Consider the following 26,160-nt stretch of genomic DNA (forward strand, 5'->3'; position numbering starts at 1 on the left):
TTCCTGGCTTAGCCATTCCATTTACCTCCGGCAAAGAACGGTGTGATGTAAGCCATGATGAAGCCAAGACCGTTTAAGATTGCCCAGGTGATGACGATACGTTTGAGCCATGCACGGGATTCGTCCACGGTTTTTCCCGATTTGGAAAAGTTCATCATTAAAAGAGCCACAGATGCCGTTACAACAGCAGCTATGGTAGAAATCAGGATGATCTGGTTGTAGACATCTTTCATGATTTCATTTGCTTTGTCCCACATGTTAGCTGCCAAGACCGGCTGAATATTGCATGCCAGAAGCGTGAGCAGCAGGGATGCTGTGTAAATAATCCGCATGTAGTCAGGACGACGCTTTTCATTCGGCGGGTTTTCTTTGACTGTATGTTTTCTCACGTAAGTTAAACCTCCTTCATATGAAAAGGGCAGTATGGAATATCCACCCTGCCCCGATGCTTATAGTTTCTTAGTGCCTCATGCCAGTTTATCCGGCAGCAAAAAAGCAGCCCGGTCAATACAGGCTGCCTGATGCAAATACAGTATAAAATTGTAAATCTAATTCACCTCCTGCAAGAAAAAACGCAGCCAGTACCAAAAGGGAGAGGCAATGACTCCGGTACCGCTGCGCAATTCCTGCATATAATTTTGACAATATCAATTTTAGCATGTTTATATTTACCTGTACATCGCAGAACCGTGCCAGTTTAGGTCGTGAAAGAGCCATAACTGTGCCATGACATCAAAAGTGCATTAATTCAACACCACTAGAGTTAGTGAAACTCTATCAGATACTGTATGGAAGAATCCTTGGCAAATATACTAAAAGTACGATTGTAACGCTGTAAGAATTAGTGTGATTAGGAGAAGATAATATGCAAGGGATAGGGAAAAGGATTCAAAAAAGCAGGGAAGCTGCCGGACTGAAGCAGGAACAGCTGGCAGAGATGGTTGATTTGAGCTGTAATTATTTAAGTGCCATAGAGCGGGATGTGAAGACACCAAGGTTGGATACTTTTGTAAGAATTATTAATGCATTGAATGTATCAGCAGATGAAATCCTGATGGATGTGCTGGAAGTAGGAACAAAAACGAGATGTACGCAATTGGAAGAAAAGATGAAACATTTGCCGGCAAAGGAGCGAAACAAGATTCTTCGTGTGTTGGAAGTGATGATTGAAGAAGCGGGAAAATAGTTTTGCGTATGGGCGTGGACCTTTTAAAAATTTTAAAGATGTAATATAGTGCGTGAATATTTATAATTCATGTGTTATATGATGAAATACATTTTCATATCTGCTATACTAACGCTGATAGAGTTAATTGACTAATTCTAAAGCGTGGAGGCAGTATGAAGAAAATTGGAATAATTATCACAGTATGCGTAGTAAGTCTGATGGCAGGCATTGGAATTGGAAAAGAAGTAGAAGGTCATAGGCAAAGCAGTGAGACTGAGCTCCAGGAAGAATATGTGCCGTGGGATCGAAAGACACCGAAACCAGTAAAGAGTAAACTTAAGGATCTGGATCATTGTTACTTGTGTGGGAATGATAACCGCAGTCTGATGGGGCTGTTTCGTAAATATGACGATCTTGGGATCATCTGTGTGAATAAATGGTATGTATTGGATATGAAGATACGGAATCATGATGATGCAGGTAATTTGACAGGCCCACAAGGACACATTAATACGACATATACTGGAACCGGAGAGGGAGGATGCTTTTTTCATGCAAGCCCGAATTCTGATAGGGGAATTTCAAAGGTAACCGTAAGTTACGGTGAGAATAGTACACTGGATATGAAATTTATCCGGAAACATCTTTGCCAGGACTGCCTGGATAAATTGATGGAAGTGATGGAGACTTACGGACCAGAGGATGAATCGTGGGAACCAAGAGATTTGTGCCTTGTGGATTTTAATACGCTGGAGCTGTATTCTCTGCAGGGCAATTATAGTTCATATTATGTGGGAGATTATTATGTGGAGATTGATGACAGCAAGGAAGAGGAACTGAAGGTTACGGCAGTTTATGCTCCGGTTTTGGAAGAGAATGGGAAAAAGAGGATTTTGGAATGATAACATGGTATAAAGATACATTAGTAGATGATATACATGAAACGAAAATTCAATTTTGCTTTTATAATAATTTAGGTATGAATAGTGAACAAGTTGAATTTATAAGGAAGCTTACAGAAAAGTATTTAAAAGAATATCCTGCAGTTGGTATAAGTAAAATTTGTGATTATTTTTCATGGGATTATGAAGAAACGTTTAGTGAATATAATTACACTCATAATGACCAGGGAGAATTATACAAAGATAGAAACGAAATTGCTCAGTATTGTGATGAGGATAAACTTATAGGATTCAATCACATAAGAATACACGATATGAAATTAGAAGATAGTATAACGATCCAAAAAGTAGAGGAATGTGCTGATAGATTCAATAATTTAGTTGATGATTATCAAAAGCTAAAAAAGCGTGCGAAAACGGTGGGGCTGCCTGTGCCTGAAATGAATAGGGTCCAAATGCAGCATGATATTGATTTATTGGAAAAACACGAGATTTATACCAAGAAGTTCAGCTCAGATTACTTTGATGTAGTATTAATTAGAATGTTAGAAGAGTCAATGTTTTTAAAGCGAATAGTAATTCATGAATTGGGACATGCAATAGCAAGTACATATGATGTTTCTGAGGATTCAGAAATATTGAAACTGTTTGAGAAATATAAAGATGGATTTGAAAACATAGATGAATTTATAGCAGAGTGTTTTATGGCAAGTGAGCTTACAAATAAAATATCACTTGCAAATAAAGTGAAAGAACGAATTATCATTTGCAAAAAAGTTAAATTTGCATAGAAACTGCCTGAAAGCAGATACTAACTCAAAAAGATTTTGAGGTGAGAAGATGGCAGTTGCGCATAAAGGCAGTATTTCAATGGGTCTTGTTTTGATTCCGATAGGAATGTATAAGGCTACGGTGGATAATGATATCCATTTCAATCAGCTTGATAAGGAAAGTAAGGCTCGGATTAAATATAAAAAGTATTGTTCCCATTGTGGGAAAGAAGTGACGCCAACTGATATTATCAAAGGTTATGAGTATGAGAAAGATAAATATGTAGTCATGACGGATGAAGACCTAGAGAAGATTAAGACCAAAAAGGATAAGACAATCCATATTCTTCAGTTCGCTAAGATGTCTGAGGTCAATATGATTTACTATGAAAAGGATTACTACGCAGTCCCAGATACCGGGGCGGAAAAAGCCTATGAGCTGCTTCGTCAGTCATTACTTTCCCAGAAAAAAGTAGCCATTGCGAAAACAGTGATTGGAACGAATGAAAAGCTTCTGGTATTATATCCGACTAAGGATGGAATTATTGTGAAAACGTTATTCTATTATGATGAGATTGCTGCAATACCGAAAACGATTCCTAAGATGAAGTTGGATGAAAATGAACTGAACATGGCGAAAATGTTGATTGAAAATATGACCAAACCGTTTGTGGCAGAAGAATATCAGGATGAATATCAGGCTCGCCTTAGAGAAGCAATTATGAAGAAAATCCAGGGACAGGAGATTGTGGCAGTTGATACGACTGGTCCATCTAATGTGATTGATCTGATGGAAGCACTGCAGAAAAGTCTGGAATTGTCGAAGCATTCGGATAAAGAAAGTCAGAAGCGGCTGACGGGGACAGCTTAATGGATTTATTTGAAAGCCGGTCTGCACAACCGATGTTGATCGCACAGCAAAGGGAAGCATTTGACGATCCAGAGTGGATTTATGAACTGAAGATGGATGGATTCCGGTGTCTCTGCTATGCGAAGGACGGTATGGTGGATTTGAGGAATAAACGGAATATGCAGGTGAATTCACGGTTTCCGGAATTGATGTCCATTTACAAAAATATCAAAAGAACCAGTATTCAGGATGGGGAAATCGTAGTATTAGTAAATGGGATGCCAGATTTTTACCGCCTGCAGAAACGCACTCTATTAACGGATCGGTTTAAAATAGAGTTGGAGGCTTCCAGATATCCAGCTTCTTTTGTGACTTTTGACTGTATTTATCATGATGGGAAGGAACTAATATGGAATCCATTGATGGAGCGCAAGGAAGTGCTGCAGGATTTGATTACAGAATCTCCCAGAATTGCAGTATCGCGTTTTGTGGAAACCAATGGCCGGGCATTGTATCAGGCAGCGGAACAAAAACTCCTGGAAGGTGTGGTCGCAAAGAAGAAGGATAGTCTCTATCTTATGGGGAAAAGGACAAAAGACTGGATCAAGTTTAAAAGGATGGCGGATGAGGAATTTGTAGTAACCGGGTATATTCAAAAAGCGCAGCACACATTTAGCCTGATTCTAGCTAAATATCGGGGAGATATACTGATATATAAAGGCCATGTGACCGCTGGAGTTACGAAAGATGTGGTTTCAATGCTGGAGATAACAGGAATCAATCCATTCCGGATGTTGCCAACGGGCAATGAAGCGGCAATTTGGGTAAAAACCAATAGAGTCTGTGTTGTAGAGTATATGCCGAATACTATGAATTCTCTGAGACAGCCGGTATTCAAAGGATTTCGGGATGACGTGTTTCCAGAGGAAGTACAGATTGAAAATTGAAGTTACAAAAGCTCCTCATAGGACAAGATTTGGTGTTCTTTTCGTGAGGAGTATAATTTAAAAATTTTTTTTGACGCCTGGATTTATGGTATAATGAGTGAAAAACGTAGGAGAAACAACATGACAATAGGAATTATTGAAGATGATATATTATTGAATCAGGCGTTGGATACTGCCTTGCAGAATGCAGGTTATCATACCATATGTGTATTTAATGGGAAAGAAGCTCTTACTCTGTTTGGAGATGGTGTGTCTCTTCTTCTGATGGACATCGGACTTCCGGAAGAAGATGGAATTAGTTTATATCAGAAGCTTAGAAAAAAATGGAAAATCCCAGTTATCTTTCTAACAGCCCGGGACGAGGAAAGGGATATGTTAGCCGCATTTGACGAAGGCGCAGACGATTATGTAGTAAAGCCCTTTTCTATGAAAGTGTTATTGAAGAGAATCGAAGCGGTGCTGAAGCGAAATAGTAAAAATCAGATTCTGTCATGTGGGGAGATTACCCTGGACCTTTTAGGAAAACAAGTCTTTATAAATGAACAAGAGATTACGCTGACGGTAAAAGAGTATCAGTTGTTGGAGTATCTGATGCTGAACCAGGGGCAGGTATTGACAAAAGAAAATATTCTGGAGCAGATTTGGGGACTGGATGGGCAGTTTGTGGTAGATAATGCAGTCAGTGTTACCATTAACCGGCTGAGAAAAAAGATAGAACCCGATGCAAAAATGCCGACATATATAAAAAATGTGTTTGGGCTTGGGTACCGAATAGGAGATAAATAGTATGTGTTTTCAAGTCATAATAGCGGTTTTTGCAGGGATTCTGCTTGGAATTACCGTTATGTATTGTATGCAGAGGAGACAAAGAGAAGAAGAATTAAGGAAGATTACAAAATTAACAGAAGATATTTTGAAAGGGCAGGAGATCAAAGCAGCAGCTTCAGGAGAAGAAACTTTGTATGCAAAGATTGAGCATCAGTTAGTGAGAATGCAGGAGTCAATGCAGGGAAGAAGAGATGCGGCGGAGAAAAGCCGTGATGAAATTCAGAAGTTGATTTCGGAGATTGCCCATCAGATGCGTACACCTCTAGCGAATATAGAAACATATATTGGATTTATGAGTGAGAATCTGACGGATGAAGAATCTTTAAGATATTTGTCAGCGATTGAAAATAGTGAAGCAAAATTATATTTCCTTGTAGAGAGTTTTATCAAGATGTCCCGATTGGAGCATCACATCATTCAGATTAAGAAAAAGGAAGAGGATATTCTGAAAACAATCCGAAACTCTCTTGGACAGATACAAAGCTGGGCAGAAGCGAAGGAGATTCAATTTGAGATTACATTTCCTAAGACAGCGGTTTGTAAGCATGATGCTAATTGGTTGGGGGAGGCAATTTATAATATTTTGGATAATGCAGTGAAGTATAGTGAAATAGGAGGTAAGGTTGAAGTTTCGATATCGGAGAATGAGATGTTTTTAAAGATTCAGGTAAGAGATTATGGAATCGGTATTGAATCGGGAGAGGAAAATCATATTTTTAAGAGATTCTATCGCGGAAAACGTGTCACAGTCCAGGAGGGATTTGGGATTGGCTTATATCTGACAAGGGAAATCGTGAATAGACATGGAGGGTTTTTGGTGGTAAAAAGAATGCAACCGGGATTAATGATGGAAATGAATCTTCCGCCTATTTGTTAGAAGTTTGTTAGATTTGTCCGGTATACTTGGCAGTGTGGGGAGAATTGCCAAATACAAGATAGGAGATACGTGTTTATGGAAATTGTGAAAGCCGTTGGCCTGAAAAAATATTATATTACTGATACATATGAAGTTCATGCATTAGACGGAGTAAGTCTTTCTGTGAAGGAGGGAGAATTTCTAGCAATTATCGGAACATCGGGAAGCGGAAAGACAACTCTTTTGAATCTGCTTGGGGGACTGGACATACCGACAGAAGGCGGGGTATGGATTCGGGGAAACAGCCTGAAAGACATGGAGGATGAAGAGAGAACTGTATTTCGCAGACGGAATATCGGTTTCATTTTCCAACAGTATAACTTAGTTCAAGTTCTTAGTGTATGTGAGAATATTATACTTCCGCTGCGGCTGGACGGAGCAGAGATAGATCAGGAGCTGCTGGATGAGGTGACTGCACTTTTGGGAATACGTGAGCAATTAGACCGATTACCACAGACGTTATCAGGCGGTCAGCAGCAGAGGGTGGCAATTGCCAGAGCACTTTTGGCAAAGCCTGCTATCCTGCTGGCAGATGAACCCACCGGCAGTTTGGATTCTGTTACCAGCATGGAAGTAATGGGACTTCTAAAAATCTGTGCAGAAAAATTTCATCAAACTGTGATTATTGTGACACATCAGGAAGAAGTAGCACAGATGGCAGATCGTATAATCAGGATAGAAGATGGAAGAATCTGTAAGGGTAGTCAAAACGAAAGTATCATGGATAAAAGTAATGCAGTCTGTGAGCAGGAGGTAAGTTATGACAGGTAATGGCTTTACTCCGAACAATAACAGACAGGTGATTCGAATGCTTTCCAAAGAGTTTGGCAGATTTAATAAGGGCAGAAACCGGATTCTCATGGGAGCAATTGTTTTATGCATTATTACGTTGACGATGGTATTTGGAATATCTTTTGGTAAGGTGCAGGCAGAATATATGAAAGCAGTAAGGGCGGCGGGAACGACAGCATCTGCCTGTATCGAAGATGCCGATGAGTCTCAGTATGAGAAGGTGTGTTCTCTTAGCTATGTGAAACAGGTGGGGCGTTGTGTGTCCGTAGGTACTGCAGCTTTTGAAGAGCAGCCTGTCTGCAAAATCCAGGTGTTGGATGATGTGGCCTGGGAGAAGATGATGCAACCTGCTTACACAGATATTTACGGACAGTATCCGAAGGAAAAGCAGGAGATTATGCTTTCGGTAAGAGCATTAAAAAGCATGGGAATCGATGATCCAGAGAAAGGAATGAAGGTTCGTCTTACAGTAACAATCGGACTGTTTCGAACAGAGCAGGAAGAATTCTGCCTTAGTGGATGGTATTCTGATTATGTGGATGACACATCTGGTTCGGCCATTGGTTATATTTCAGAAGCGAAACTGAAAGATTGGGGATATAGTATTCAGGAAAAAGCAGATTTATTGATTTGCCAGTCTGACAATATGGACTGGAGGGAGACAGAGGAACGGCTATATCAAGATGTGGCAGGAAAGACATCTGAACTGAAAATTACTGTATCCAACACTTATACCTATGATGCGGTAAATCGTCTGACAGGGAGTTATGGCATGGCGGCTCTTGGTGCGCTGGTGATACTGAGTGGTATGTTTTTCCTTGTTTATAATGTGATGCAGATTTCTATGACAGAGGATATTCGCCAAATGGGTCTGTTGAACACGATTGGGACGACAAGAAAACAAATACGGAAAATATATTTTGGGCAGATACGGAGAATTATGATTCCAGGGGTACTAGTGGGAGCATTTGCATCGGTATTCATTCTGGTGATCGTGATACCGAAAATATTGGGAAATCAGTATTTAAGTGGGTTTGGAGGTGCAAAAGAGTTCAGGGTATTCCGGTCAGAATTTCTGGTGGCTGCAGTGGTATTTACGATAACACTTACGATGGGAGCAGCGGCAGGCGTCATACATCATTTGGTAAATTTGTCCTGCATGGGAAGTATACATTATACCGGGCTGATCAAGAATAGGACAAGTAGGAAGAAAAAGTGGGGAGGATTCGGAAAAGAACAGACCCTGATAAGATGCAAAAAAAGAAATAGAACTGTAAATGGAGAATTATGGTATATGGCATGGCAGAATGTGACCAGATACAGGATTCGTTTCTTATTGACAATATTTTCTTTGTTTTTAGGTATGGAAGCTTGCTTAGGAGTTGTTGTTATCTCAAGAGGCAGTGATTATGTTCATGTGATAGAGAAGCGACCGGATTTTCTGATCGCTGGGGAATTCAGTGATTGGGGGCAAGAGGAAGGATATGGAAATGAATATAAGTCGAGAGATTTAGGGGAAGATCCGATGGAGACAGAAGGCGATAATTTCTGTCTGTTATATGGAAATGCATATGATGAGTTTTCACCTATTTCTTCGGATGTCAGGGAGCAATTATTAAGCCTTGAAGGAGTGGATGAAGAAAAGTCATATGTTATGGAAGGAGCCTATATGATTTCTACTATTTCTCAAAAAGGAATTCGTCCATTGGTAAGTAATTATTTTAATGTTGAGGAACAGGTGAAAGAAGGAGTCGGCTACAGTTATGATTATTCGATGGTTGAAGGAGTGGATGCGGATGTAATTCAGATATTGAGTGAGGAAGAAATCACCAGTCTGAGTCAGTATGTACAGGACAATCATTTATCGATAGATATGGAAGACCTGAAGAATGGTACTGGAGTGATGATTCTTCATGACCATCAATTATCGCCCAAGCAGGAGGAATTGGCAAAGGAAAGTATAGGAGAACCGATTTTTTTTACTAAGATGTTGTCAAAAGAAGCATGGATTTTATGGAATCAGTTGAGTTCAGAGGAATGGGACGCTATGGAGACAACAGAAATGTTTTCTGAAATTCAGTCAGAAACGTATACGCTATGTGGCTATCTGGATAATCGAGCAGAAGGTTTTCCGAATATACGCCAGACCTGGCACGGTTCAGAAGGACTGATTTATTATCTTATCAGTGAAAAAGGATTTGCGAAGCTGCCTACGGAGAAAAAGACCCTTTATATGGAACTTAATGTGGATCAAAAGAAGGAACCGCAGATTAAAACTGAGATTCAGAATATTTTATCTCAAGAGAATCGTAAGCGTGAGGAGATGACCGGCAACAAAGTGGATGGTGAGACCGGGGAGGCAGGAATCTTTTGTATCAGTAAGTCAGATTTGCTTGCAGAAGCAGCAAATTATATTCGGGGGAATCGTTTAATCCTTGGAAGTATAAGTGTCGTGTTGTTATTTGCGGGAGTGGCGAATTATTTTAATGTTATGGTTACGGAGATTATATCGAGAAAAAAAGAACTGGAAATTTTGGAAAGTATAGGGATGACCAAAAGGCAGAAACGAAAGTTATTGACAGTGGAAGGATTGTATTATTGTTTAGCCGTTGTGGCTTTGATGTTGACTGTGGGAAACGGGATTTTGTACTTGATTCGTTTTTATATGGAAGATAAGCTTTCGTATTTTGTCTTCACCTATCCAGTGGGGTGGTTAATTGTAGGGATAGGATGCCTGATTGGAATCTGCGCGATGATACCAAAGATGTTATATATTAAAAGGGATTTGAAAACTCCAAGACCCCAGTGTATAATGAACTCAGAAAGGTAATCAGATGCAAGATCTGATGCACTCAGTAAAATTTAATTTATTTCTATGTTAAGGCATAGCATCCATCAAACTTTCCTAGGGTTATCGTGGATGCTATTTCTTATTATGTCGGTTATCTAAGTAGGTCAAAGCCGCAACAAATATGGACCAATGAGTCGGTTTAAGTCTTGTAGATTTCAAGATATTAGGGTTTTATTCCTAATCGGAAGAATACAACTGGAAGAAGGGAAAAAAGGAGAGTGATTGTTTGATAACATAAGCAGAAAAATGATATACTTGAAATAAAAATTCAATTGAGCGGGTTGAATTTTTCAGATGAATAATATGTAGGTAAGATAAATAATTTAATAGTTTTGGAGAAACAGATAATGGATTGGATAGAATCAATTAAAACAATAAAGAAAGCACAAGAAAACAATCAGCTAATTGTTTTTGTGGGAGCAGGAGTTTCTAAAAACTCAAATGTTCCCACTTGGTGGGAATTGATAAAAATAATTGCAGACAAAATTGGTTATGATAGATGTGATTTTTGCAAAAAAAGAAAAGAAATTTGTCCAGAAACGGATTGTGAAGAACGTTATGCATTTACGCAGGATGAGTTCCTTCGGATTCCGGAATATTATTATCAGAAAGACACATCAGATAATAATACCGAGTATTATAATTTGATTCAAAATACGCTGAGCTCTGGCAAGATGTCAAACTCAATAGATGATGAAATTTTTAATCTTTTACCTCATCATATTATAACAACAAATTATGATTCACTTTTAGAAGATTCTGCGAATTTGAATGCACAGCTTTATACTGTTGTATCTCAGGATAGCGATTTGCTGTCAAAATCAAATGAGCGTTATATTATAAAAATGCATGGAGATTTAAAGGTACCAAACTCAATAGTTTTGAAAGAAAGTGATTACCTTGACTATGAGCAGAAACACACATTGATCAGTACTTTTATACGTTCGCTTCTTGTTAATCATACATTTGTGTTTTTAGGGTATTCTTTAAACGATTATAATTTGAATTTAATTATTGGTTGGATTAATTATTTTAGAAAATTTTATGGTGTGGCTGAAAGACCTTCTAATTTCTTGGTAAGTTCAGAAGCACCATCTGAATATGAGAGAGTGCGACTTGAAGATAAAAGTATTTTTGTGGTTGATTTGTCTTCATTGCCAGATAATTTAATGGAAAAAGTGTCTATACCTGTATCACTTACAAATCCAACAGGCCAAAAGCTCTTTTCGTTTCTAAGATGTATAACGGATTCGAAAATATTTCAACAATATATCCCACTATCTGAGATATTGATTGAAAAGTACCATGTGCTAGAATCATATAGAAAGGTTTCTTTTGAAGATTTAATTCAAGTTCAACCTTTAGGTCATACTACTTTTATGAGTACGGAACTAGTATTTTATGATAAGGAATGGTATGAGCAAATTGCTGCGCTTATTGTTAATAATGTACAGGGAATAATAGATACGTTCCAAAGAGCTGGAGTAACTGCAATCCACTTGTTTGAAGATGACTTAAGCCAAAGTATTCCTTTAATAACAGAAGAGAATACCAATTTTCAGTTATATCTTAATAATGATTACGTAGAACTATTAAAACAAGTACAAGCATGTTCAGACACAGATGAAAAAATATACTATTATCATTTGGTGGGCAATTGTGATGCTGAACTTGAAAAAATCATTGAGATGGAGGCTTTTACCATTGCATCAGATGATTATATTGCAATCCTCCTTCATAAAATGCGTGTTCGTGTGGCCACAATAACACTATTTAATAGACAAGATTCCAAAACTAAGGAATTGGAACAACTATTTAATACTGTTCCTATAAAATACCATAGTGCAATAAATTATCTAAAAAAGCTTTTTGAGTCATCTGCAAAAAATATGTTAAAAATGAGTGAATTGGTCGAAAAACAAGAAGAAAGATATAAGTATAACAGTAATACTTGGTATTCTGGACATAGTTATACATATATATGGGATATCCAGGCATATGCTTACGATTATTATTTTTTCTTTAAAAAGAATTTCTTGCCATTCGACTATTTTGCAGAACCTAAAAATTATTTAATTTATTATTTAAAAGCAATAATGTGTTCATATTCTCCAATTGCTGCTGTTGAACCAGATACTGTGTTTATTCCAACAGACCGTAGGCATTATCCGATTAACGAAATTGATTTTGATATGTTCATAAAATATATAACACCAAAATCATTAAAAGCACTACTAGAGAAGTATTCAGTCCAGTTTTTAGAAATTGAAAATGAAATTGATATTATTCAAAAGTATAAAAATTTGTGTGCCAGTTTTGTAAGATTTAAACATAGAAAATGGATAGAGTATCTGTATAATTTTCATATTATTGTATGTTTGGTAGAACTGGATAACAATAGTAAGAAAGTGCTTATGAATATATTTACAAATATGTTCACAGAAGTAGTAAAGGACAGTCCAGGAATAGCCTCAGATTTGTTTGAAGGCTTAAATTATCTTGTGAATACTATGAAGGTTGAATATGCAAATGAGATAAAAGGGAATTTACTTGATACTATACTTTTGGAAGAGGTTTATCCGGTAATCGAAGAAAGACATAGCACGATGCTTTCAAGAGTGATAAAGAATCTTTCTTTATATGCTAAAGATGAAACAAAAAATCGTCTTATTACAAATATTGAATTAATAGAAGATAAAAGCAAAAAAATAAGAAGAATTGTTTTATTTCGACATATTTTACCGATAGAGAAATATAAAGGTTTTTTAAATAGCAATCTTGAGTTAATTCGTACTGAATTTCTCTTTGATTTGCTTATAGAAAAAATACTTCCTTATAGTGATACAGTAATCAATAGATTTATTGATACTATAAAAAATGAGGATAAAAGGCGTAAAGAAAAGCCGGGAATGCGTACTTATCCTGATTGGCTTACGACGTCTATTGAAGAATGTATTATTTTAAAACTAATTGGTTTTAATGTTGATTTGACTTTATTGAAACCGTATGAACATTATTCGGAGTATTTACAGTTTATGCTAAATCCTAATGATTATGATTACTCACACATAGATACTAGCAATTATATGTGGCAAAATCTTATTTACTCCCCATTATATAAAGATTATTTTATATCTCATAAAGATGAGTTGCTTTCAGAGAATTTGAAAAATCTTTTTGACATGGGTGTAGAAACAAGGGATCAGCAAAAAATAGTATATGGTTTGTTATTGAATGATGATGAGCTAAGAGGTTTTGCATAAAATGAAGAACCCAATTAATTTTGACAGGGAGCGGACCAAGTGCCGACTCCCTGCTTTATTTAAAGATTCTGTTTAATAATCCGGGTAATGATTCCTACTGCCACATTCCGTTCTTCATCTATATGAGTTACGACAAAAGAGACGTTGTCCTTCTTTCCAACGGTACGACTGTCATAGCAGGAGTGGGCAATGGCGTTGACTCCAATAGAGAGCCGGACAAATACGGTACCTTTGTGAATGTCTTCTACAGTGCCGGCATATTTCCCTTGGACTTTACATTTCTTCATGTTTTCCTTACTGGTATTGCCTTCCACACTTTTTACATCTGCCCGGACGGTGACATGTTCCGGATCTTCTGTATTTACTTCCAGTATACGTACCAGGATATGGTCACCGACATGAAAGCGTTCCCTGGCGTCGCCGAGCCAGTCGAAAGAAAGGTCACGGGCCAAGATGGATGTTTCCACTCCAAATATTTCAGCACGTACCACTTTTTCAGCGACTGCAACGACTCTTGCTTGCACGACACGGTCTTCGTGTACCTTTGGGGTGCCGTTTGCATCTTTCTCCAGATAGAAAATCTGTCGTTTCTTCAGCATGGCTTCTTTACGGCTTGCTACAATGCTGCGCGTCTTTGCATCCAGTCCTTTTACAATAAAATCAATCTCACAGCCTAGCATATTGTTGAGAATCTTATTCTGGCGTAGGGACAGTTCCCCATAATCATGGGCATCATCCTGTACCAGATTGATCATCATTTCTGTGACTGGAATGACAGTCCGGAAATCTTTGTAGTAAATAATTGCGATTAGACTGCCGGTTTCCGTTTTTTCAATTCCGCCGAGCATACCAGTCAGGATCTTCCTGGTACGGTATGCGTTCTGGATTTCATGCCAGATCAGATCCGCCTTTGACTGGGCAGTTTCCAATACGGTATCGGAATCAAGAGTTAATACAGTAGTGTTGGTAATCATTTCGTTTGACATAAATGTTCTCCTTTCGTTTATGACATGATGGAATTTTTATCTAAAGGAACCATTTCAGACGAATCTGACCAATTATCTTTTAACAGATCTTCTGAAAAGTCATCATAATCTGGTTCCTGATAGACGGGGTCCTGAATCGGGAGGACCGGTTCTTTTGTCTTTTTTGATGTTGTATAAGTACGCCGTTTCTGAGATTTTGCTAGTGGCTTTGGGAGGTAGTCATATTCTTCTGTTTGTCCATTTTCTTGCCATTTTGGAATATGTTCCGATGCTTTCTTTGTGACAAGCTTTTTGGCATCTGGATGCAGGGTATAATCATATTTTTCTACTTTCAAAACTTTTTGCCCGCGTAGAATGACCAGAGCGGTATCCAGTGGAAGACGGAGAATTTCATCCGGAGTTAAAAGTTTGCGTTTTCCAATGGATTGGGTTTTTCTGTATTCTGGAGAATAGTCGGATACCCGCCAAGTATTGAGCTGTTTGGCTTCAGAACTAACCCCTACCGTTACATCTCCGGATCTGGCACTGATGAATTCTGCAGTGACTTCATCTGTACATCCTAAGAATAATTGGGTATCACAGTTCCCGATGATTTCCTGCCATTGGTTATATGGATAACGGTTCTGCATCTGGGGCAGGTTCTGAAAGATACAGGAAATGCTTAGTCCCCTTGATCGGCAGACGCTGATCTTTTTGTTCAGTTCCAGAATAGCACCTGTATTGGCAAGCTCGTCTGCCAGGATATGAACAGGGACCGGCAAACGCCCATTTTTACCATGTTTATCTGCAAATCGTACCAGCTTGATGAATACGAAAGTCATGAACAGGGATGACAGGAAGTCAAAGGCACTGTCCTGATCGGAAGTGATGCAGAAATATGCACATTTTTCTTTTCCCGGAAGTGTCAGGTCAATCTCATCATAAGATGTGATCTGTCGGATCAGTTTATTCTGAAAAACCTGCAGTCTGGCACCCAGACCGATGATCACACCGGATCTTACCGTATCACTTGCCTGCTTATAGATGCAGTAAGGGACTTTTGCCGGATGGGATACGGGTAACAGGTCAAAAAGACTATTTAGTTCCTTTTCGGAACTCAATGTCAGCAATTTATAAACCTGACCGATATTCTTGGACTCTGGAGGGAATCCCTGTTCCACGTAAAGAACAAGTGCTTTTAAAAGATTTAATTCTGCATTGTCCCAGAAATGATCCCCTTTGGCAGAACCGGTATTTTGAATGATGACATCAGAAAATACCTGTGCCATGGTTTCTTGCCCATTTATTTCCATCAGGCAGTTCCAGGCATCTGAGTTTTCTGGATTGACCAGATTGAAACACCGAACAGTATATCCTTCGTTTTCCAGATATCCTGCCATACTTTCATATAATTCTGATTTTGGATCGGTTATGATCAGGCTTTCTCCACGGGAAACGCATTGAAAAATCATATTTCTTGCATAAGCCCTGGATTTCATGGAACCACTGGCACCATAAACTGCAACATTTCGGTTCATGCGTGATTCATAAGGAAGGCAAACCGCTTTTCCGTTAAGCTTGCCAAGAATTGTTCCCTTATTTTTCTTCACATGATCGGTAAGTTTCAGAACTTTATGCATCTCATCCGGAGTCATGAATCCGGAAGTTCCATAGGTACCCTTGGTGGAGTAGTTTAGATTTCGTTCCTTATCGAAAATTTCGCCATTTCTGTCATATCCCATCCGCATCACTAAGAAGGTTAGAAGACCAAAGGCAAGAAGGCATAAAAAAATCCCATACAGGTTATATGGAAATCGTGTCAGTGCCATAAGGCAGGCATTGGGAGTTAGGGAAGCTGCTTGTGGGTAAGTACCATTGCCAGCAAAGTTTCCGGCATCACTCCAGATTTGGTAATTATAAATAAATTGTGCCACATAGCCTCCAGCATAAAGCGTGCAGAGGCAGATTGGAAGCAGATAGATAAGCTTCCACCATTTACGGTTCATGTAAAAACCCCCTTCTGAATTTGTTAAGGTCAATACTGGAGAATTGAATGTCTGCTGTGAGGTATTCTTTGAGAACTGGGATCTGGAAATCAAAACAGATCAGGTTTCCGTGTAGGCCGTAAACATTCAGTCCGGTATTGAATCGATTGATTCGCTGCATGTCAAAATCATAAGCAAGAAGTGCAGGGTTTCCATCTTTGGTTACTGCATCATGCTCCAGTGGTATTTCTTCCTGGCGAGAGTTCATATCCGATAGTAATAATTCGTTAAGCTGTTTTGTCATTGCCAGGTTTGCTAATAGCTGCATCAATGTTTCCCCCTGAAGATCGTTGGGGAGATAATGGAAATGTTCAAACGAGGTGTCCAGTATAAAGAGGCTTCGCTTGTAGCCACCAGTGCTGGTCAGCAGTTTGAAAGCAGTTTCCATATTGTCACCAAGCATAATTGCACGAATTTTCGGATGTCCGGAGTAAGGATATCCCTGCAGATAATGCTGCAGAAATGCATTGAGACGCACTTCGGTTTTATACTCCCACTTGAGGATGCCGCCCCCAGTATTGTAAATAACATAAACACAATGGGGTGCCATCAGGATTCCCATACTCCGGGAGTTTTTGATTTTGGTTGTTACCGCTCCAAGTTCTTTAATTTCTCTGGAAGAATAAAATAAAGGAAGGCTTCGTATATGGATGGAAGCAGCTTCGCGTTCCTCAGAAAAAATATGTGGTTTTCCATCCGGATAAAATGGGATTCCGGCATGGAGCAACGTCAGGTATGTTTGTGCCTTCTGATGAAGACGGATGCGGCGTGACGGTTCGCTTCGGATAACATTAGTCTCAGTATTTCCACTTAGATAGCAGTGGAATCGGTCAGGATAGTAGGAGAGGAGCAGTTCCTTGGAACGTTTGGTCAGTCGGTATCCTCTGAGTTTATCCTTATAGTGGGTGCGGATGAGCTTTTCAGCCTTCAGTTCGGTGATGATTTTTTCAGCATAAGAAGGACTTGTAAAAAGCCGATTCAATTGATCCGCAGGAAATTCCCCACAGATTCCGATAAGTTCCAGCAGCCTGAATTTCTGAGTGTCTGGTCTTAGCAAATAAGTATCACCTCAATTCATTTTTTACCGATGTTAGCCTGTACTTGGGTAAAATGGCTTTTGTCAGTTGGTAGAAAAAGCATAGAAATATAATGCTTCAATCCTCTTTTTACCTATGTCGGAAATAAGGGTAAGAAAATCAGGAAATTTCCGATATGGTTTCCAAGAGCTCTTTATGTGCTTTTACCCAATCCGGAAAGGCAAACTTCTCCATGATGTAGACAACTGTCGAATCTTCATTGCCCAATTCTGTTGTATGATAGGAATCACAGTACAATCCGGTATCGTCCAATAAAACGTAAGTCGCTATCGTATCCAGAATCTGCTTGAATTCCAGATTGTCATAGTCACGTACCCTTTGGCTGGAAAGAGTACGATCATAAATCTGGCTGAAGCAGACCACACAGTCTTTATACAGAGCTAAGTCATGGCTTTTTACATATTCCTGTAGAGCATAATTCAAGGGCTCATGGAGAAATGCCATATTGGTGCGGACTTTTCTTTTGGGAAGAAGTCCGGGAAGGGTAATAGACAAAATCTCATGTTCCTGTGAAATGGTGATTCCCTGTGCATCTGCAGCAAGTTTTAGATAACTGTTCTTGCCAGAGAAATCTGTGATATAGACCAGATTCCTGAGCTGGCAGGTGATACGTTCTGACCGTAAGGCAGCATCGGTGCTTAGTGCTTCATAATTTGCACCATATTTTTCAATGTCTGTAGTTTTCAGCGCAAAAAGGATGTTTCTGAGTTTTTCTATTTCACTTTCTACACCCTGTAATCTCTGAAATATGATTCTTGTATTTGTGTTCATGAAACCTCTTTCTTTTGGTAGTAGCTGACAGAGCCGTCAGGGGTGACCATGCAGTAGGCAACCACACCATCAATCGTAAGTTTTCCCGCTTGTTTTTCCGATTCAATGATGATGATTCGTAATGCTTCCCTTGGAGGAATACTTTCAAATACATGGTTCATCAACGCTTCCTGCCCATTAGCAACATAAATGATTTCATAGGTTTCGTCATGGGAAAAGAAATGTAATTTGACGGGAAAATCACCGCTTGTATGGTAGATGAGTGCCTTTTTAAAATCCAGCAGAACCCAGAAGGCAGCAATAGTTCCCATATCTGGTGAATTAGCAGACTCTTCAGTGTCGCATAGCAAATGCTGTTCTTTATCATGGTAAATCCGCCCCTGTTTGGTCAAACTGGTGATGAGAGATTTGATAGAATTTCTGTTTTTATCAAAAAGCTGCAGCACCTGTTCATAATGCAAAGCGTGATATGTAGTGAGAATCCGAAGAAGGGCTGCCCCTTCGCCTTTATATATCTGTTCTCGTGTTTTCATAGATGGTCTCCCTTCGTATTTGTAATTGTACGTATATCTATACGTACAGCCTGCGTATAGGATTCTGTGCGTATGGTGTACGTACAGATAGTGGCCTGCTGTCAGTACGATTTTGGGGTACAAAAAAAGCACCGGTAAAGGTGCTGGTAAATAAGAAAACTATAAGCAATACTTATTTTAGCATGGGTAAATTTGCGTTACAATCGCAGAAGTGTGCCGTTATTATGCCAATAATAAGAAATGGAGAATATTGTAGAAAAGAGGGGAACATGATAAAATAATATCGTAAAAGTAATTGAGATAATAAATATATTAATATGTTTATTCAGTAGGATATACAGTTTAAATGGAGAGAAAAATGGCAGAATTTATTGGTGATGAATACAGAATAAGAAAATGTTTATCAAATAATAGCAAAATGTCAACTGTGTACAAATGTACAAATGATGAAGGAGAATTATTTGCTGTCAAAATTTTTGATAAATTCCCTGGTGATGAAGAAAGTCAGAAACTACAAGAATTTATTTTTGACAGAGAGGTTGAGGCATTAAAGAAAGTTCAGCATCCTAATGTGGTTCGATTTGTTGAATGTGATTCTGATGAAGATTTAAAAAAATTCTACATTGTTCTTGAATATATTGATGGAAATAATTTGAAGGAAGCCTTACCTTCTTTGGCTACGTATAGTGAATATGAAAAAATAGAACTTTTTGATCAGGTATGTATAGGAGTTGAATATCTGCATAAAAAAGGGTTGATACATCGTGATTTAAAACCATCTAACATTATGCTTACTGAAGATGGAAAGATTAAAATTATAGATTTTGGAATTAGTAAGCTTGAAGATACATTCTATGATGATTGTACCGTTGTTAAATTTAATACGCCTACGTATTGTTCTCCTGAGCAGGAACAAGGGAAAGAAGTTACGCAGAGAAGTGATATTTATTCTTTGGGTCTTATTTGTTATGAAATATTTACAGGAATTAAGGTAGAAAAAAATCATGCTTTTGATATAAGTTGTTTGTCGGAAGGTATAAGGGATATTATATCTAAAATGCTTAAACCGGAGCCAGAACTGCGATATCTTAGCGTTACCGAAATTAGGAAAGATTTAGCTACAGTTAAGAATAGGATTAATCAAGAAAAAATAATTGTTTTAGGAATTACAAAAAAAGTTTCCGAAATGCTTTATCAGAATGGGTATATAGAAAAAGATGAAATTACATATGCTGCTGTTGCAGTAAAAAATGATTTGCAAGGGAGGTGTTATGTTTTAAGTCAGAAAAAAGACGAAGATAAATTATCTTATCAAATTGTGGGAAAACAATTTTTGTTTATTTGTCAAAGAAATAAAAATAATTATGAACGTTTGACGATTATAACCGTTAGATTTCTTCCTATAGCAGTGTTAATGGAATTGAAGGAAAAATCATATGAAATTCCTTACAGCATATCAGTTCAGGCATCTGTTCCCAAAGTGATGAGTGGAAATGAAGTGCTTGCATCGGATTTGATTGATGAATTGATGGAGTTCGAGTATCAGCGTGATCTGCAGAAAAATGTAAATATAAACAATAAAGAAGTGGTAAATAAATGGCGAGAAATTTTGGCATTACAACGTAAGAAACTTGATGCCGCAAAAGCCAGTGTAGATTATCGAGGATTCAGAACTTTTCCTAGTGGTGATTACATAGAGGTAGAATTATATAAAAATCTTCCTTCAGATGAAATAAAATTTGAGTCGGAAGACATGTTGCAGATGACAGCAAAAGGAAAAGGTACTCGTAATTACAATGTGGGTTATATCCGAGATTACTATAATGGGGTATTAACTATAGACTTAGCGGCTGAAACTGATGTGAAAAATATTGCTTCTATGGGTGAGGTGTCCATCAACAAAAATATGATGGAGATTGCTTTAAAACGGCAAGAGCAAGCATTAAAAACTATGCGATTTAAAGAAAGTGTTAATCCGAGAATTAGTGATATTATCTTTAGTCCGCAGAAAGCTACTTCAAAAAATAATGTATTATTATCAACTAAGGATTGCCATTCGAAACTTATTGATGATTCAAAACGGAAGAGCTTAGAAAAAGCCCTTGCTGCGGATGATATTTTTTTGTTACAAGGACCGCCTGGAACAGGAAAAACGACGTTCATTAGTGAACTTGTATGTCAAGTATTAGACAGAAATCCGAATAGTAAAATTTTGATTGCTTCTCAATCACATGTGGCAGTGGATCATTCGTTAACAAAAATCAAAGAATTAATGCCATCAATTAAGCTTATTCGAGTTGGTTTGAAAGAAAAATTTTCTGAAAGTGTTATTGATTATACACTAGATAAGTTTTGCCAAGAGTGGACACAAGAAGTGATCACTAAATGTGAAAGAGCTATTGCTGAATATAAGGAAAGCATTGGTCTTGATGATAGCTTACAGGAGAAAAATACAATCATAATGGAAATAGAGAAATTGATGGCTGCTGTTTCTGAAATGATTGATGAAATGAAAGTAATAGAGGAAGAACAAGATAAATTAGACATACTTGAGGATAAATGGAAATTTATTAATGAAACTATTATATTAATGGAGCAAACCGTTAATACAAAAACAAACCATGTTTCTGAAAAGGTTCTTAATAATATTGTAGATACATTTACAACAAATTTGAGATTACTTAATAAACGGCTTGAGGATATTGTAGAAGAGTCAGTACATTTATCTTCTCAAAAGGAAAAGCTAGAATCACGATATAGTGAACTGAATTCAGAAATTGAATCCAGTCGCAAAGAAATAGATGATTGGAAAGAAATGCTGGGGGTTTCTGATGATCCGACAGAATATGAACTTTATAAGAAAGAACTTCGAGATTCTATAAAAGAAAATCAAGAAAAGTATAATCGGTATTCGAAAATCGAATCGCTTTGCAAAGAATGGGTACGACGTGTTAAACAAGGAGAAGGTTTATTACAGGAAAGTTTACTTGATGCAACTGTAGTAGGAGCTACATGTTTAGGAATTGCAAGTTTAGGCAATAAGATTGATCTCAAATTTGATTGGGTCATTGTTGATGAAGCAGGAAAAGCTACTCCAACAGAAGTTCTTGTACCAATTTGCCTAGGTAATAAAATAGTTATGGTAGGAGATCATAAACAACTACCACCTGTTGTTGATGAAACACTTCTCGAAATGAGCAATACAACATTAGATAAAAAAGACCTTGAGACAAGTTTATTTGAGTATATGGAATTATCGTTATCTGAAAGTTGCAAGAGTATACTCAACGAACAGTATCGTATGCATCCGGTTATAGGAGAATTAATAGGTACAATGTTTTACCGTGAAAACGGTCTTATTTCAAAAACAAATAAAGAGGAAAAAACCATTCCATTGAAAGTCTATGATAATAAAGCATTAGTATGGTTGTCTACTTGTCGTATGGATAATAATAGAGAGGAGCGACTTGGTGTAACTTATAGGAATACTTGTGAGGCCAGGATAATATTTGAGCAGCTTTTAATAGTAAATGAAGAACTTAAAGAAATGGGAATAACTAAGGAAGTTGCTATTATTGCAGGGTATAAGGCACAAAAGGATTTAATACGAAGACTGTATTATTCTGAATATGAATCAAAATTTAATAGTATTACTGTAGAAATTAATACTGTTGATGCATTTCAAGGAAGAGAAACAGATATAGTTTTTTATAGTGTGGTCAGAAGTAATGACAATGGAAATCTTGGATTCTTAAAAGATATGAGAAGATTGAATGTGGCTTTTTCTAGGGCTAAAGAGCTTTTGGTTGTTGTCGGAAATCACCAGTGTGCAAGTAAACAACTGCAAATTGATGGTCAAGAAAATCCATTTGTCGGTATTGTTCAATTTATTCTGGAACATGAAGAAGATTGCATGTTAAAGGAGGTATAGCATGACAATAGAAGAATTAGCAAGAAAATATGCGAATACCATACCTAATTCTAAACTAGTAAAATATTATGAAGCGGCAATTCCTCAGTATTGTATAGATACAGTGTTGATTATGGAAAAAGAAAAACCGTTATCAGTTTTACAGGAATTTATATTAAAATTTACAGCTGAAGGAATCGATAATATTAGGGAAATATGTGGCTTTCTTGGGGTTAATATGACTGCTGTAAGTACTGCGGTGGCGGAGATGCAGAAAATCAATTTGATTGTGGTTGATATTAACGATATGAGAATCAAATTGACTGAAAAAGGACGCGAGAGTTTAAGAGCTGTTAAAACGATAACACCTGAAGAAGTTGAGTATCAGATCTGTATGGACAGTTTTACTGGGAATATATACATAGATAGTTTGAATAAATATAACAAAAAAGATGTCAAACGTTTTGAACTTGTGGCAGTTCCCCCGTTTATAGAAACACCTACACTTTCAAATTTAAAGTTTGAAGATGTAAAGGCAGCAATTGATAAATTTAGAAGAAATAATTATTATTCCAAAGATAAATTGGAGGGTAATCTTCTAGATATAGCAGAACTTGATAAGGTGTATACTGAATATAACAAAGTTTATGTTTTGGTATTTCTAAACAATAAAACTGGAGATATAGAACTTAGAGTGTTTGAAAAGCAAACAAGAAGACAAGAATATGAAAATATTTTACTTCAAATGTATAATAAGCATACTCGTATATTCGAATTGGATCAAAAAGAGGATATTGATGATGTGAAAGAAAATTCTTTTTATGATATTTTATCCGATGATATAAAAAATGATGCTGCATCATATACAAATAGAGCAGTTGAGATTGATAAAGAGATCGAACAATTAAAATCTCAATTGTCAGAAATTACTAATCAGAGTGAAGGGTCAGAGGATGAAAATACTCGTTTTCAGATTCATGAAATTCAGCAACAAATTGACGAACGTGAAGATGAACGAGAAGGTGCAACTAAAATTCTTTCAACATATGATCATCGACCATTATTGATTAAGGCCTTAAATGAAGCACATAATAGTGTTATTATTGTATCGCCATGGATTAAGAGGGGAGGATTAAATAATGAAATTCTGAGTCTTATAAGGAGCGCTGTTAATCGTGGCATAAATATAACAATTGGCTATGGAATTAGTCAAAAGAAAGACTCTGATAAATGGGTTCTTGAAGAGTTGAATAAAATAGCGAAAAATAAAAATAAGGGAAAACTTCAGATTGTTGCGTTAAATAATACCCATGAGAAAGTTCTCATTATGGATAATAAGTTTCTTGTTATAACAAGTTTTAATTGGCTTTCTTTTGGTGGAGACCCGAAAAGAGGGTTTAGACAAGAAACTGGAATTTATACAGAATCAATTGAGAGTATTTTAGATATGAAAGCAGATTTGTCAAAGAGAATGGATATATCTCTGTAATATAAGGTGAAATGTGGATATGTATCTTCAATTGGAAAATGGAATAAGGATTGCTAAAGGAAACTTTGCGTTTATTTATGAAATAACTCAGGATGAGAATCTTTTTAAGAAGTTTCTTGATTTCGAATCGACTTTTAAAATTAGTTACATTGATTTTTCACATAAAATAAGAATGGCATATGAAGCAATAGCCCTTAGAGAAGAAAAAATATTTCGGGAAACGTTGCCAGAAAATCAAGGGAAAACTTTACAGGAAATAGAGGATGAAATAATATGTGAAATTACAAATCCTTCTTTGCCGTTTAATTATAAAAAAATATTAATTAGATTAACTCGTAATAACTCTATAAAATATGTCCCAATGCTTACCAAATATAATTTTTTGAAAAATACCCGGAATGATCCGGATGGCATAAGGGCACTAAAAAAATACATTCAATTTATTTATGATTTTGCAAGTAAAAGTTCGCATGTTAATGTTCGTTTGCAGGATCAATATGTTCCAAATAGGGAGAATTGTCTTCGAGTTATCAGCTCTTTTCATGACTTCCTTTGTATTTATTATGGAGTAAACCATAAATTTGATAGTACGCAAATGCCTATTAGGGACTATTATGCAGTGTCAAAAGAAATCTGTTTAAAGGGAATGGGCTTAAATCTTGAAAAAGGAAAGGGGTTATTTCTAAAGGAGCAAAAGGGAAAGATACGGTTTTATATTTTTTCATCAGGAACTAATAATATTACTGCTAATCAGAGAAGAGATTTAGATATTGTTAATAAACTTTGGGAAGATAATATAGGAGATCCTTTAAATGTTATTCGTCAAGTAGAAGTAATAAGTGGGACGAATAATGATTATAGATACCAAGTATATGCGTTGCCAGGACTCCCATTGAAGCTTACAGATTCAATGATATCAAAATTGAGTATGGCAGAAAAAATGGATATAATAGTTGGTATTTGTAATGGAGTACTATCTATGCATGAGTATGAAACACCATTTTATCATAGAAATATCTCTCTAGAAGCATTTTATGTTTTCAAGATACGAGGTAAATATAAAGCCATTTTAGCAAGATTTGATTGTGCTAAAGACACGAGTGAAAATATAACATATACAGTATTTCAAAGTGTTGAACAGAAAATACAGGATTGCAGTCAAAATCAATTTTATGCACCAGAATTAAGCGTGAAAACATTTGATGATACAGTAGATTGGGAAAAAGCAGACATATATTCGCTTGGTAAAACTTGTATTTATATTTTAACTGGAAAAATCACAGAAAATTTGGTACAACTAAAAAATGCCTTTCGTATTATTGACATTACTGAAGATGTGAAATTATTATTGTTGAAAATGTTATCAGTGAATATTGATGAACGACCAAGTATTAGAATGCTTGTTGATAAAATTCAAAATAAATATTGATGACTAATAATAGTATGTGGATGAAAGCATATGATTATTATGGAGGAGCAGTCTCTACGAAGGAGTCTGCTCCTTTGTGTTGTTGAGATTTGACATGTGTTACTCTGTCGGGAAAAAATGGTCTAACACATCAATGGTTTCTTTCGCAGTAAAACCCCAGAGAATGGTACTCAGCGCTTCTATAGCTGCGTGACGTTTCCGGTAATAGGTACGGTAAGAGATATTGCTGATATGCGGTTCGAGCTTTTCAAGAATCTCATCCGTGTTTTTTAGTTCCTGTGGAGACAGGAATGCATAATAGAGAATCCAGTAATACTGTTCTCCGTGCTTATGATTGTTACGGAGAAGATCAACGGAAGAATCTAATAGCTTCAACATCTTGTTACTCCGCTCAATGCTTTTTGCCCTTTCTGCTATGTCAGTTCCGGATAATTCTATCCCTGCAGAATAAACGGAATCTAAAAAATCATCCACACTGGTTCCATATTCCATACGGAATTGCGCTTCTAACTGCCGAACCACTACCTTCAAGCTGTATGTTGCATCCCGGTATCTTCGCAGAAACTTGTAAGTGTCGTGGAAGCGGGGATCTTCTTCAGGAGTCGCATAGCTTTGTTTTTTGTTTCTAGCCATT

The 26,160-nt window shown here is 37.0% G+C and carries 20 protein-coding genes; 13 read left to right on the plus strand and 7 right to left on the minus strand.

The window, feature by feature from the left end; translation table 11 throughout:
• Window positions 1-8 precede the first annotated feature (8 nt).
• Entirely contained in the window at window positions 9-389 is a 381-nt protein-coding gene (locus tag ABE613_RS01525) for a fimbrial protein (protein WP_330578517.1), read from the minus strand.
• Between the two features lie 476 nt (window positions 390-865).
• Here ABE613_RS01525 and ABE613_RS01530 point away from each other — a divergent pair, with 476 nt between their 5' ends.
• From ABE613_RS01530 to ABE613_RS01575, 10 genes are all read left to right on the plus strand, one after another.
• On the plus strand, window positions 866-1,186 hold the full coding sequence (locus tag ABE613_RS01530) for a helix-turn-helix domain-containing protein (protein WP_235250093.1): 321 nt from the start codon (window positions 866-868) through the stop codon (window positions 1,184-1,186).
• Window positions 1,187-1,341: 155 nt separating this feature from the next.
• Window positions 1,342-2,070: a hypothetical protein gene (locus ABE613_RS01535; RefSeq protein WP_235250091.1), complete on the plus strand. Its 729-nt coding sequence runs from the start codon at window positions 1,342-1,344 to the stop codon at window positions 2,068-2,070.
• Window positions 2,067-2,861: a hypothetical protein gene (locus tag ABE613_RS01540; RefSeq protein ID WP_347375429.1), complete on the plus strand. Its 795-nt coding sequence runs from the start codon at window positions 2,067-2,069 to the stop codon at window positions 2,859-2,861. The genes ABE613_RS01535 and ABE613_RS01540 overlap by 4 nt, the downstream gene beginning before the upstream one ends.
• Window positions 2,862-2,910: 49 nt before the next feature.
• A complete protein-coding gene (gene ku, locus ABE613_RS01545; protein WP_347375430.1) occupies window positions 2,911-3,711 on the plus strand; it encodes a non-homologous end joining protein Ku in 801 nt (266 codons plus the stop codon).
• Window positions 3,711-4,637: an ATP-dependent DNA ligase gene (locus ABE613_RS01550; RefSeq protein ID WP_235250876.1), complete on the plus strand. Its 927-nt coding sequence runs from the start codon at window positions 3,711-3,713 to the stop codon at window positions 4,635-4,637. The genes ku and ABE613_RS01550 overlap by 1 nt, the downstream gene beginning before the upstream one ends.
• A 120-nt stretch (window positions 4,638-4,757) precedes the next feature.
• Window positions 4,758-5,423, plus strand: a complete 666-nt coding sequence (locus ABE613_RS01555; protein ID WP_235250878.1) for a response regulator transcription factor — start codon at window positions 4,758-4,760, stop codon at window positions 5,421-5,423.
• A gap of 1 nt (window position 5,424) precedes the next feature.
• Window positions 5,425-6,342 (plus strand): sensor histidine kinase, encoded by a 918-nt coding sequence (locus ABE613_RS01560; RefSeq protein WP_347375431.1) that lies wholly within the window; start codon window positions 5,425-5,427, stop codon window positions 6,340-6,342.
• A 75-nt stretch (window positions 6,343-6,417) separates the two neighbouring features.
• On the plus strand, window positions 6,418-7,152 hold the full coding sequence (locus ABE613_RS01565; protein WP_235250880.1) for an ABC transporter ATP-binding protein: 735 nt from the start codon (window positions 6,418-6,420) through the stop codon (window positions 7,150-7,152).
• On the plus strand, window positions 7,142-10,003 hold the full coding sequence (locus ABE613_RS01570) for an FtsX-like permease family protein (protein ID WP_235250881.1): 2,862 nt from the start codon (window positions 7,142-7,144) through the stop codon (window positions 10,001-10,003). Before ABE613_RS01565 ends, ABE613_RS01570 begins: the two co-directional genes overlap by 11 nt.
• A gap of 368 nt (window positions 10,004-10,371) precedes the next feature.
• Window positions 10,372-13,287, plus strand: a complete 2,916-nt coding sequence (locus ABE613_RS01575; protein ID WP_347375432.1) for an SIR2 family protein — start codon at window positions 10,372-10,374, stop codon at window positions 13,285-13,287.
• 59 nt (window positions 13,288-13,346) lie between these two features.
• Here the strand turns inward: ABE613_RS01575 and ABE613_RS01580 are convergent, their stop codons facing one another.
• The 5 genes from ABE613_RS01580 to ABE613_RS01600 form a co-directional block, all read right to left on the minus strand.
• A complete protein-coding gene (locus ABE613_RS01580) occupies window positions 13,347-14,273 on the minus strand; it encodes a S1 RNA-binding domain-containing protein (protein ID WP_235251025.1) in 927 nt (308 codons plus the stop codon).
• Window positions 14,274-14,290: 17 nt separating this feature from the next.
• The gene (locus tag ABE613_RS01585; protein ID WP_347375433.1) at window positions 14,291-16,258 is read right to left on the minus strand and encodes a VirD4-like conjugal transfer protein, CD1115 family; all 1,968 of its coding nucleotides are present in this window, start codon (window positions 16,256-16,258) and stop codon (window positions 14,291-14,293) included.
• The gene (locus ABE613_RS01590; RefSeq protein ID WP_347375434.1) at window positions 16,248-17,354 is read right to left on the minus strand and encodes a hypothetical protein; all 1,107 of its coding nucleotides are present in this window, start codon (window positions 17,352-17,354) and stop codon (window positions 16,248-16,250) included. Before ABE613_RS01590 ends, ABE613_RS01585 begins: the two co-directional genes overlap by 11 nt.
• A gap of 139 nt (window positions 17,355-17,493) precedes the next feature.
• Window positions 17,494-18,165, minus strand: coding sequence for a DUF6100 family protein (locus tag ABE613_RS01595; protein ID WP_347375435.1), 672 nt, complete (start codon window positions 18,163-18,165; stop codon window positions 17,494-17,496).
• Entirely contained in the window at window positions 18,162-18,698 is a 537-nt protein-coding gene (locus ABE613_RS01600) for a DUF5697 family protein (protein ID WP_347375436.1), read from the minus strand. Before ABE613_RS01600 ends, ABE613_RS01595 begins: the two co-directional genes overlap by 4 nt.
• Before the next feature lie 358 nt (window positions 18,699-19,056).
• On the opposite strand from ABE613_RS01600, the gene ABE613_RS01605 reads away from it, so the two are divergent.
• The 3 genes from ABE613_RS01605 to ABE613_RS01615 are packed head-to-tail and all read left to right on the plus strand — an operon-like array spanning window position 19,057 to window position 25,526.
• Entirely contained in the window at window positions 19,057-22,629 is a 3,573-nt protein-coding gene (locus ABE613_RS01605; protein WP_347375437.1) for an AAA domain-containing protein, read from the plus strand.
• Between the two features lies 1 nt (window position 22,630).
• A complete protein-coding gene (locus ABE613_RS01610; RefSeq protein ID WP_347375438.1) occupies window positions 22,631-24,097 on the plus strand; it encodes a phospholipase D-like domain-containing protein in 1,467 nt (488 codons plus the stop codon).
• 19 nt (window positions 24,098-24,116) lie between these two features.
• Entirely contained in the window at window positions 24,117-25,526 is a 1,410-nt protein-coding gene (locus ABE613_RS01615) for a protein kinase family protein (protein ID WP_347375439.1), read from the plus strand.
• 99 nt (window positions 25,527-25,625) lie between these two features.
• Here the strand turns inward: ABE613_RS01615 and ABE613_RS01620 are convergent, their stop codons facing one another.
• Window positions 25,626-26,159, minus strand: coding sequence for a hypothetical protein (locus ABE613_RS01620; RefSeq protein ID WP_347375440.1), 534 nt, complete (start codon window positions 26,157-26,159; stop codon window positions 25,626-25,628).
• Window position 26,160: the final 1 nt, after the last annotated feature.

It is taken from the genome of Dorea chungnamensis (genome assembly GCF_039832125.1).
Lineage (GTDB): Bacteria > Bacillota > Clostridia > Lachnospirales > Lachnospiraceae > JAFBIX01.

What these genes read in the sequence shown, in the direction of transcription:
- ABE613_RS01530 (WP_235250093.1), top strand. Translation starts at nt 866, where the DNA reads ATGCAAGGGATAGGGAAAAGGATTCAAAAAAGCAGGGAAGCTGCCGGA.
- ABE613_RS01535 (WP_235250091.1), top strand. Translation starts at nt 1,342, where the DNA reads ATGAAGAAAATTGGAATAATTATCACAGTATGCGTAGTAAGTCTGATG.
- ABE613_RS01540 (WP_347375429.1), top strand. Translation starts at nt 2,067, where the DNA reads ATGATAACATGGTATAAAGATACATTAGTAGATGATATACATGAAACG.
- ku (WP_347375430.1), top strand. Translation starts at nt 2,911, where the DNA reads ATGGCAGTTGCGCATAAAGGCAGTATTTCAATGGGTCTTGTTTTGATT.
- ABE613_RS01550 (WP_235250876.1), top strand. Translation starts at nt 3,711, where the DNA reads ATGGATTTATTTGAAAGCCGGTCTGCACAACCGATGTTGATCGCACAG.
- ABE613_RS01555 (WP_235250878.1), top strand. Translation starts at nt 4,758, where the DNA reads ATGACAATAGGAATTATTGAAGATGATATATTATTGAATCAGGCGTTG.
- ABE613_RS01560 (WP_347375431.1), top strand. Translation starts at nt 5,425, where the DNA reads ATGTGTTTTCAAGTCATAATAGCGGTTTTTGCAGGGATTCTGCTTGGA.
- ABE613_RS01565 (WP_235250880.1), top strand. Translation starts at nt 6,418, where the DNA reads ATGGAAATTGTGAAAGCCGTTGGCCTGAAAAAATATTATATTACTGAT.
- ABE613_RS01570 (WP_235250881.1), top strand. Translation starts at nt 7,142, where the DNA reads ATGACAGGTAATGGCTTTACTCCGAACAATAACAGACAGGTGATTCGA.
- ABE613_RS01575 (WP_347375432.1), top strand. Translation starts at nt 10,372, where the DNA reads ATGGATTGGATAGAATCAATTAAAACAATAAAGAAAGCACAAGAAAAC.
- ABE613_RS01580 (WP_235251025.1), bottom strand. Translation starts at nt 14,273, where the DNA reads ATGTCAAACGAAATGATTACCAACACTACTGTATTAACTCTTGATTCC.
- ABE613_RS01585 (WP_347375433.1), bottom strand. Translation starts at nt 16,258, where the DNA reads ATGAACCGTAAATGGTGGAAGCTTATCTATCTGCTTCCAATCTGCCTC.
- ABE613_RS01595 (WP_347375435.1), bottom strand. Translation starts at nt 18,165, where the DNA reads ATGAACACAAATACAAGAATCATATTTCAGAGATTACAGGGTGTAGAA.
- ABE613_RS01600 (WP_347375436.1), bottom strand. Translation starts at nt 18,698, where the DNA reads ATGAAAACACGAGAACAGATATATAAAGGCGAAGGGGCAGCCCTTCTT.
- ABE613_RS01605 (WP_347375437.1), top strand. Translation starts at nt 19,057, where the DNA reads ATGGCAGAATTTATTGGTGATGAATACAGAATAAGAAAATGTTTATCA.
- ABE613_RS01610 (WP_347375438.1), top strand. Translation starts at nt 22,631, where the DNA reads ATGACAATAGAAGAATTAGCAAGAAAATATGCGAATACCATACCTAAT.
- ABE613_RS01615 (WP_347375439.1), top strand. Translation starts at nt 24,117, where the DNA reads ATGTATCTTCAATTGGAAAATGGAATAAGGATTGCTAAAGGAAACTTT.
- ABE613_RS01620 (WP_347375440.1), bottom strand. Translation starts at nt 26,159, where the DNA reads ATGGCTAGAAACAAAAAACAAAGCTATGCGACTCCTGAAGAAGATCCC.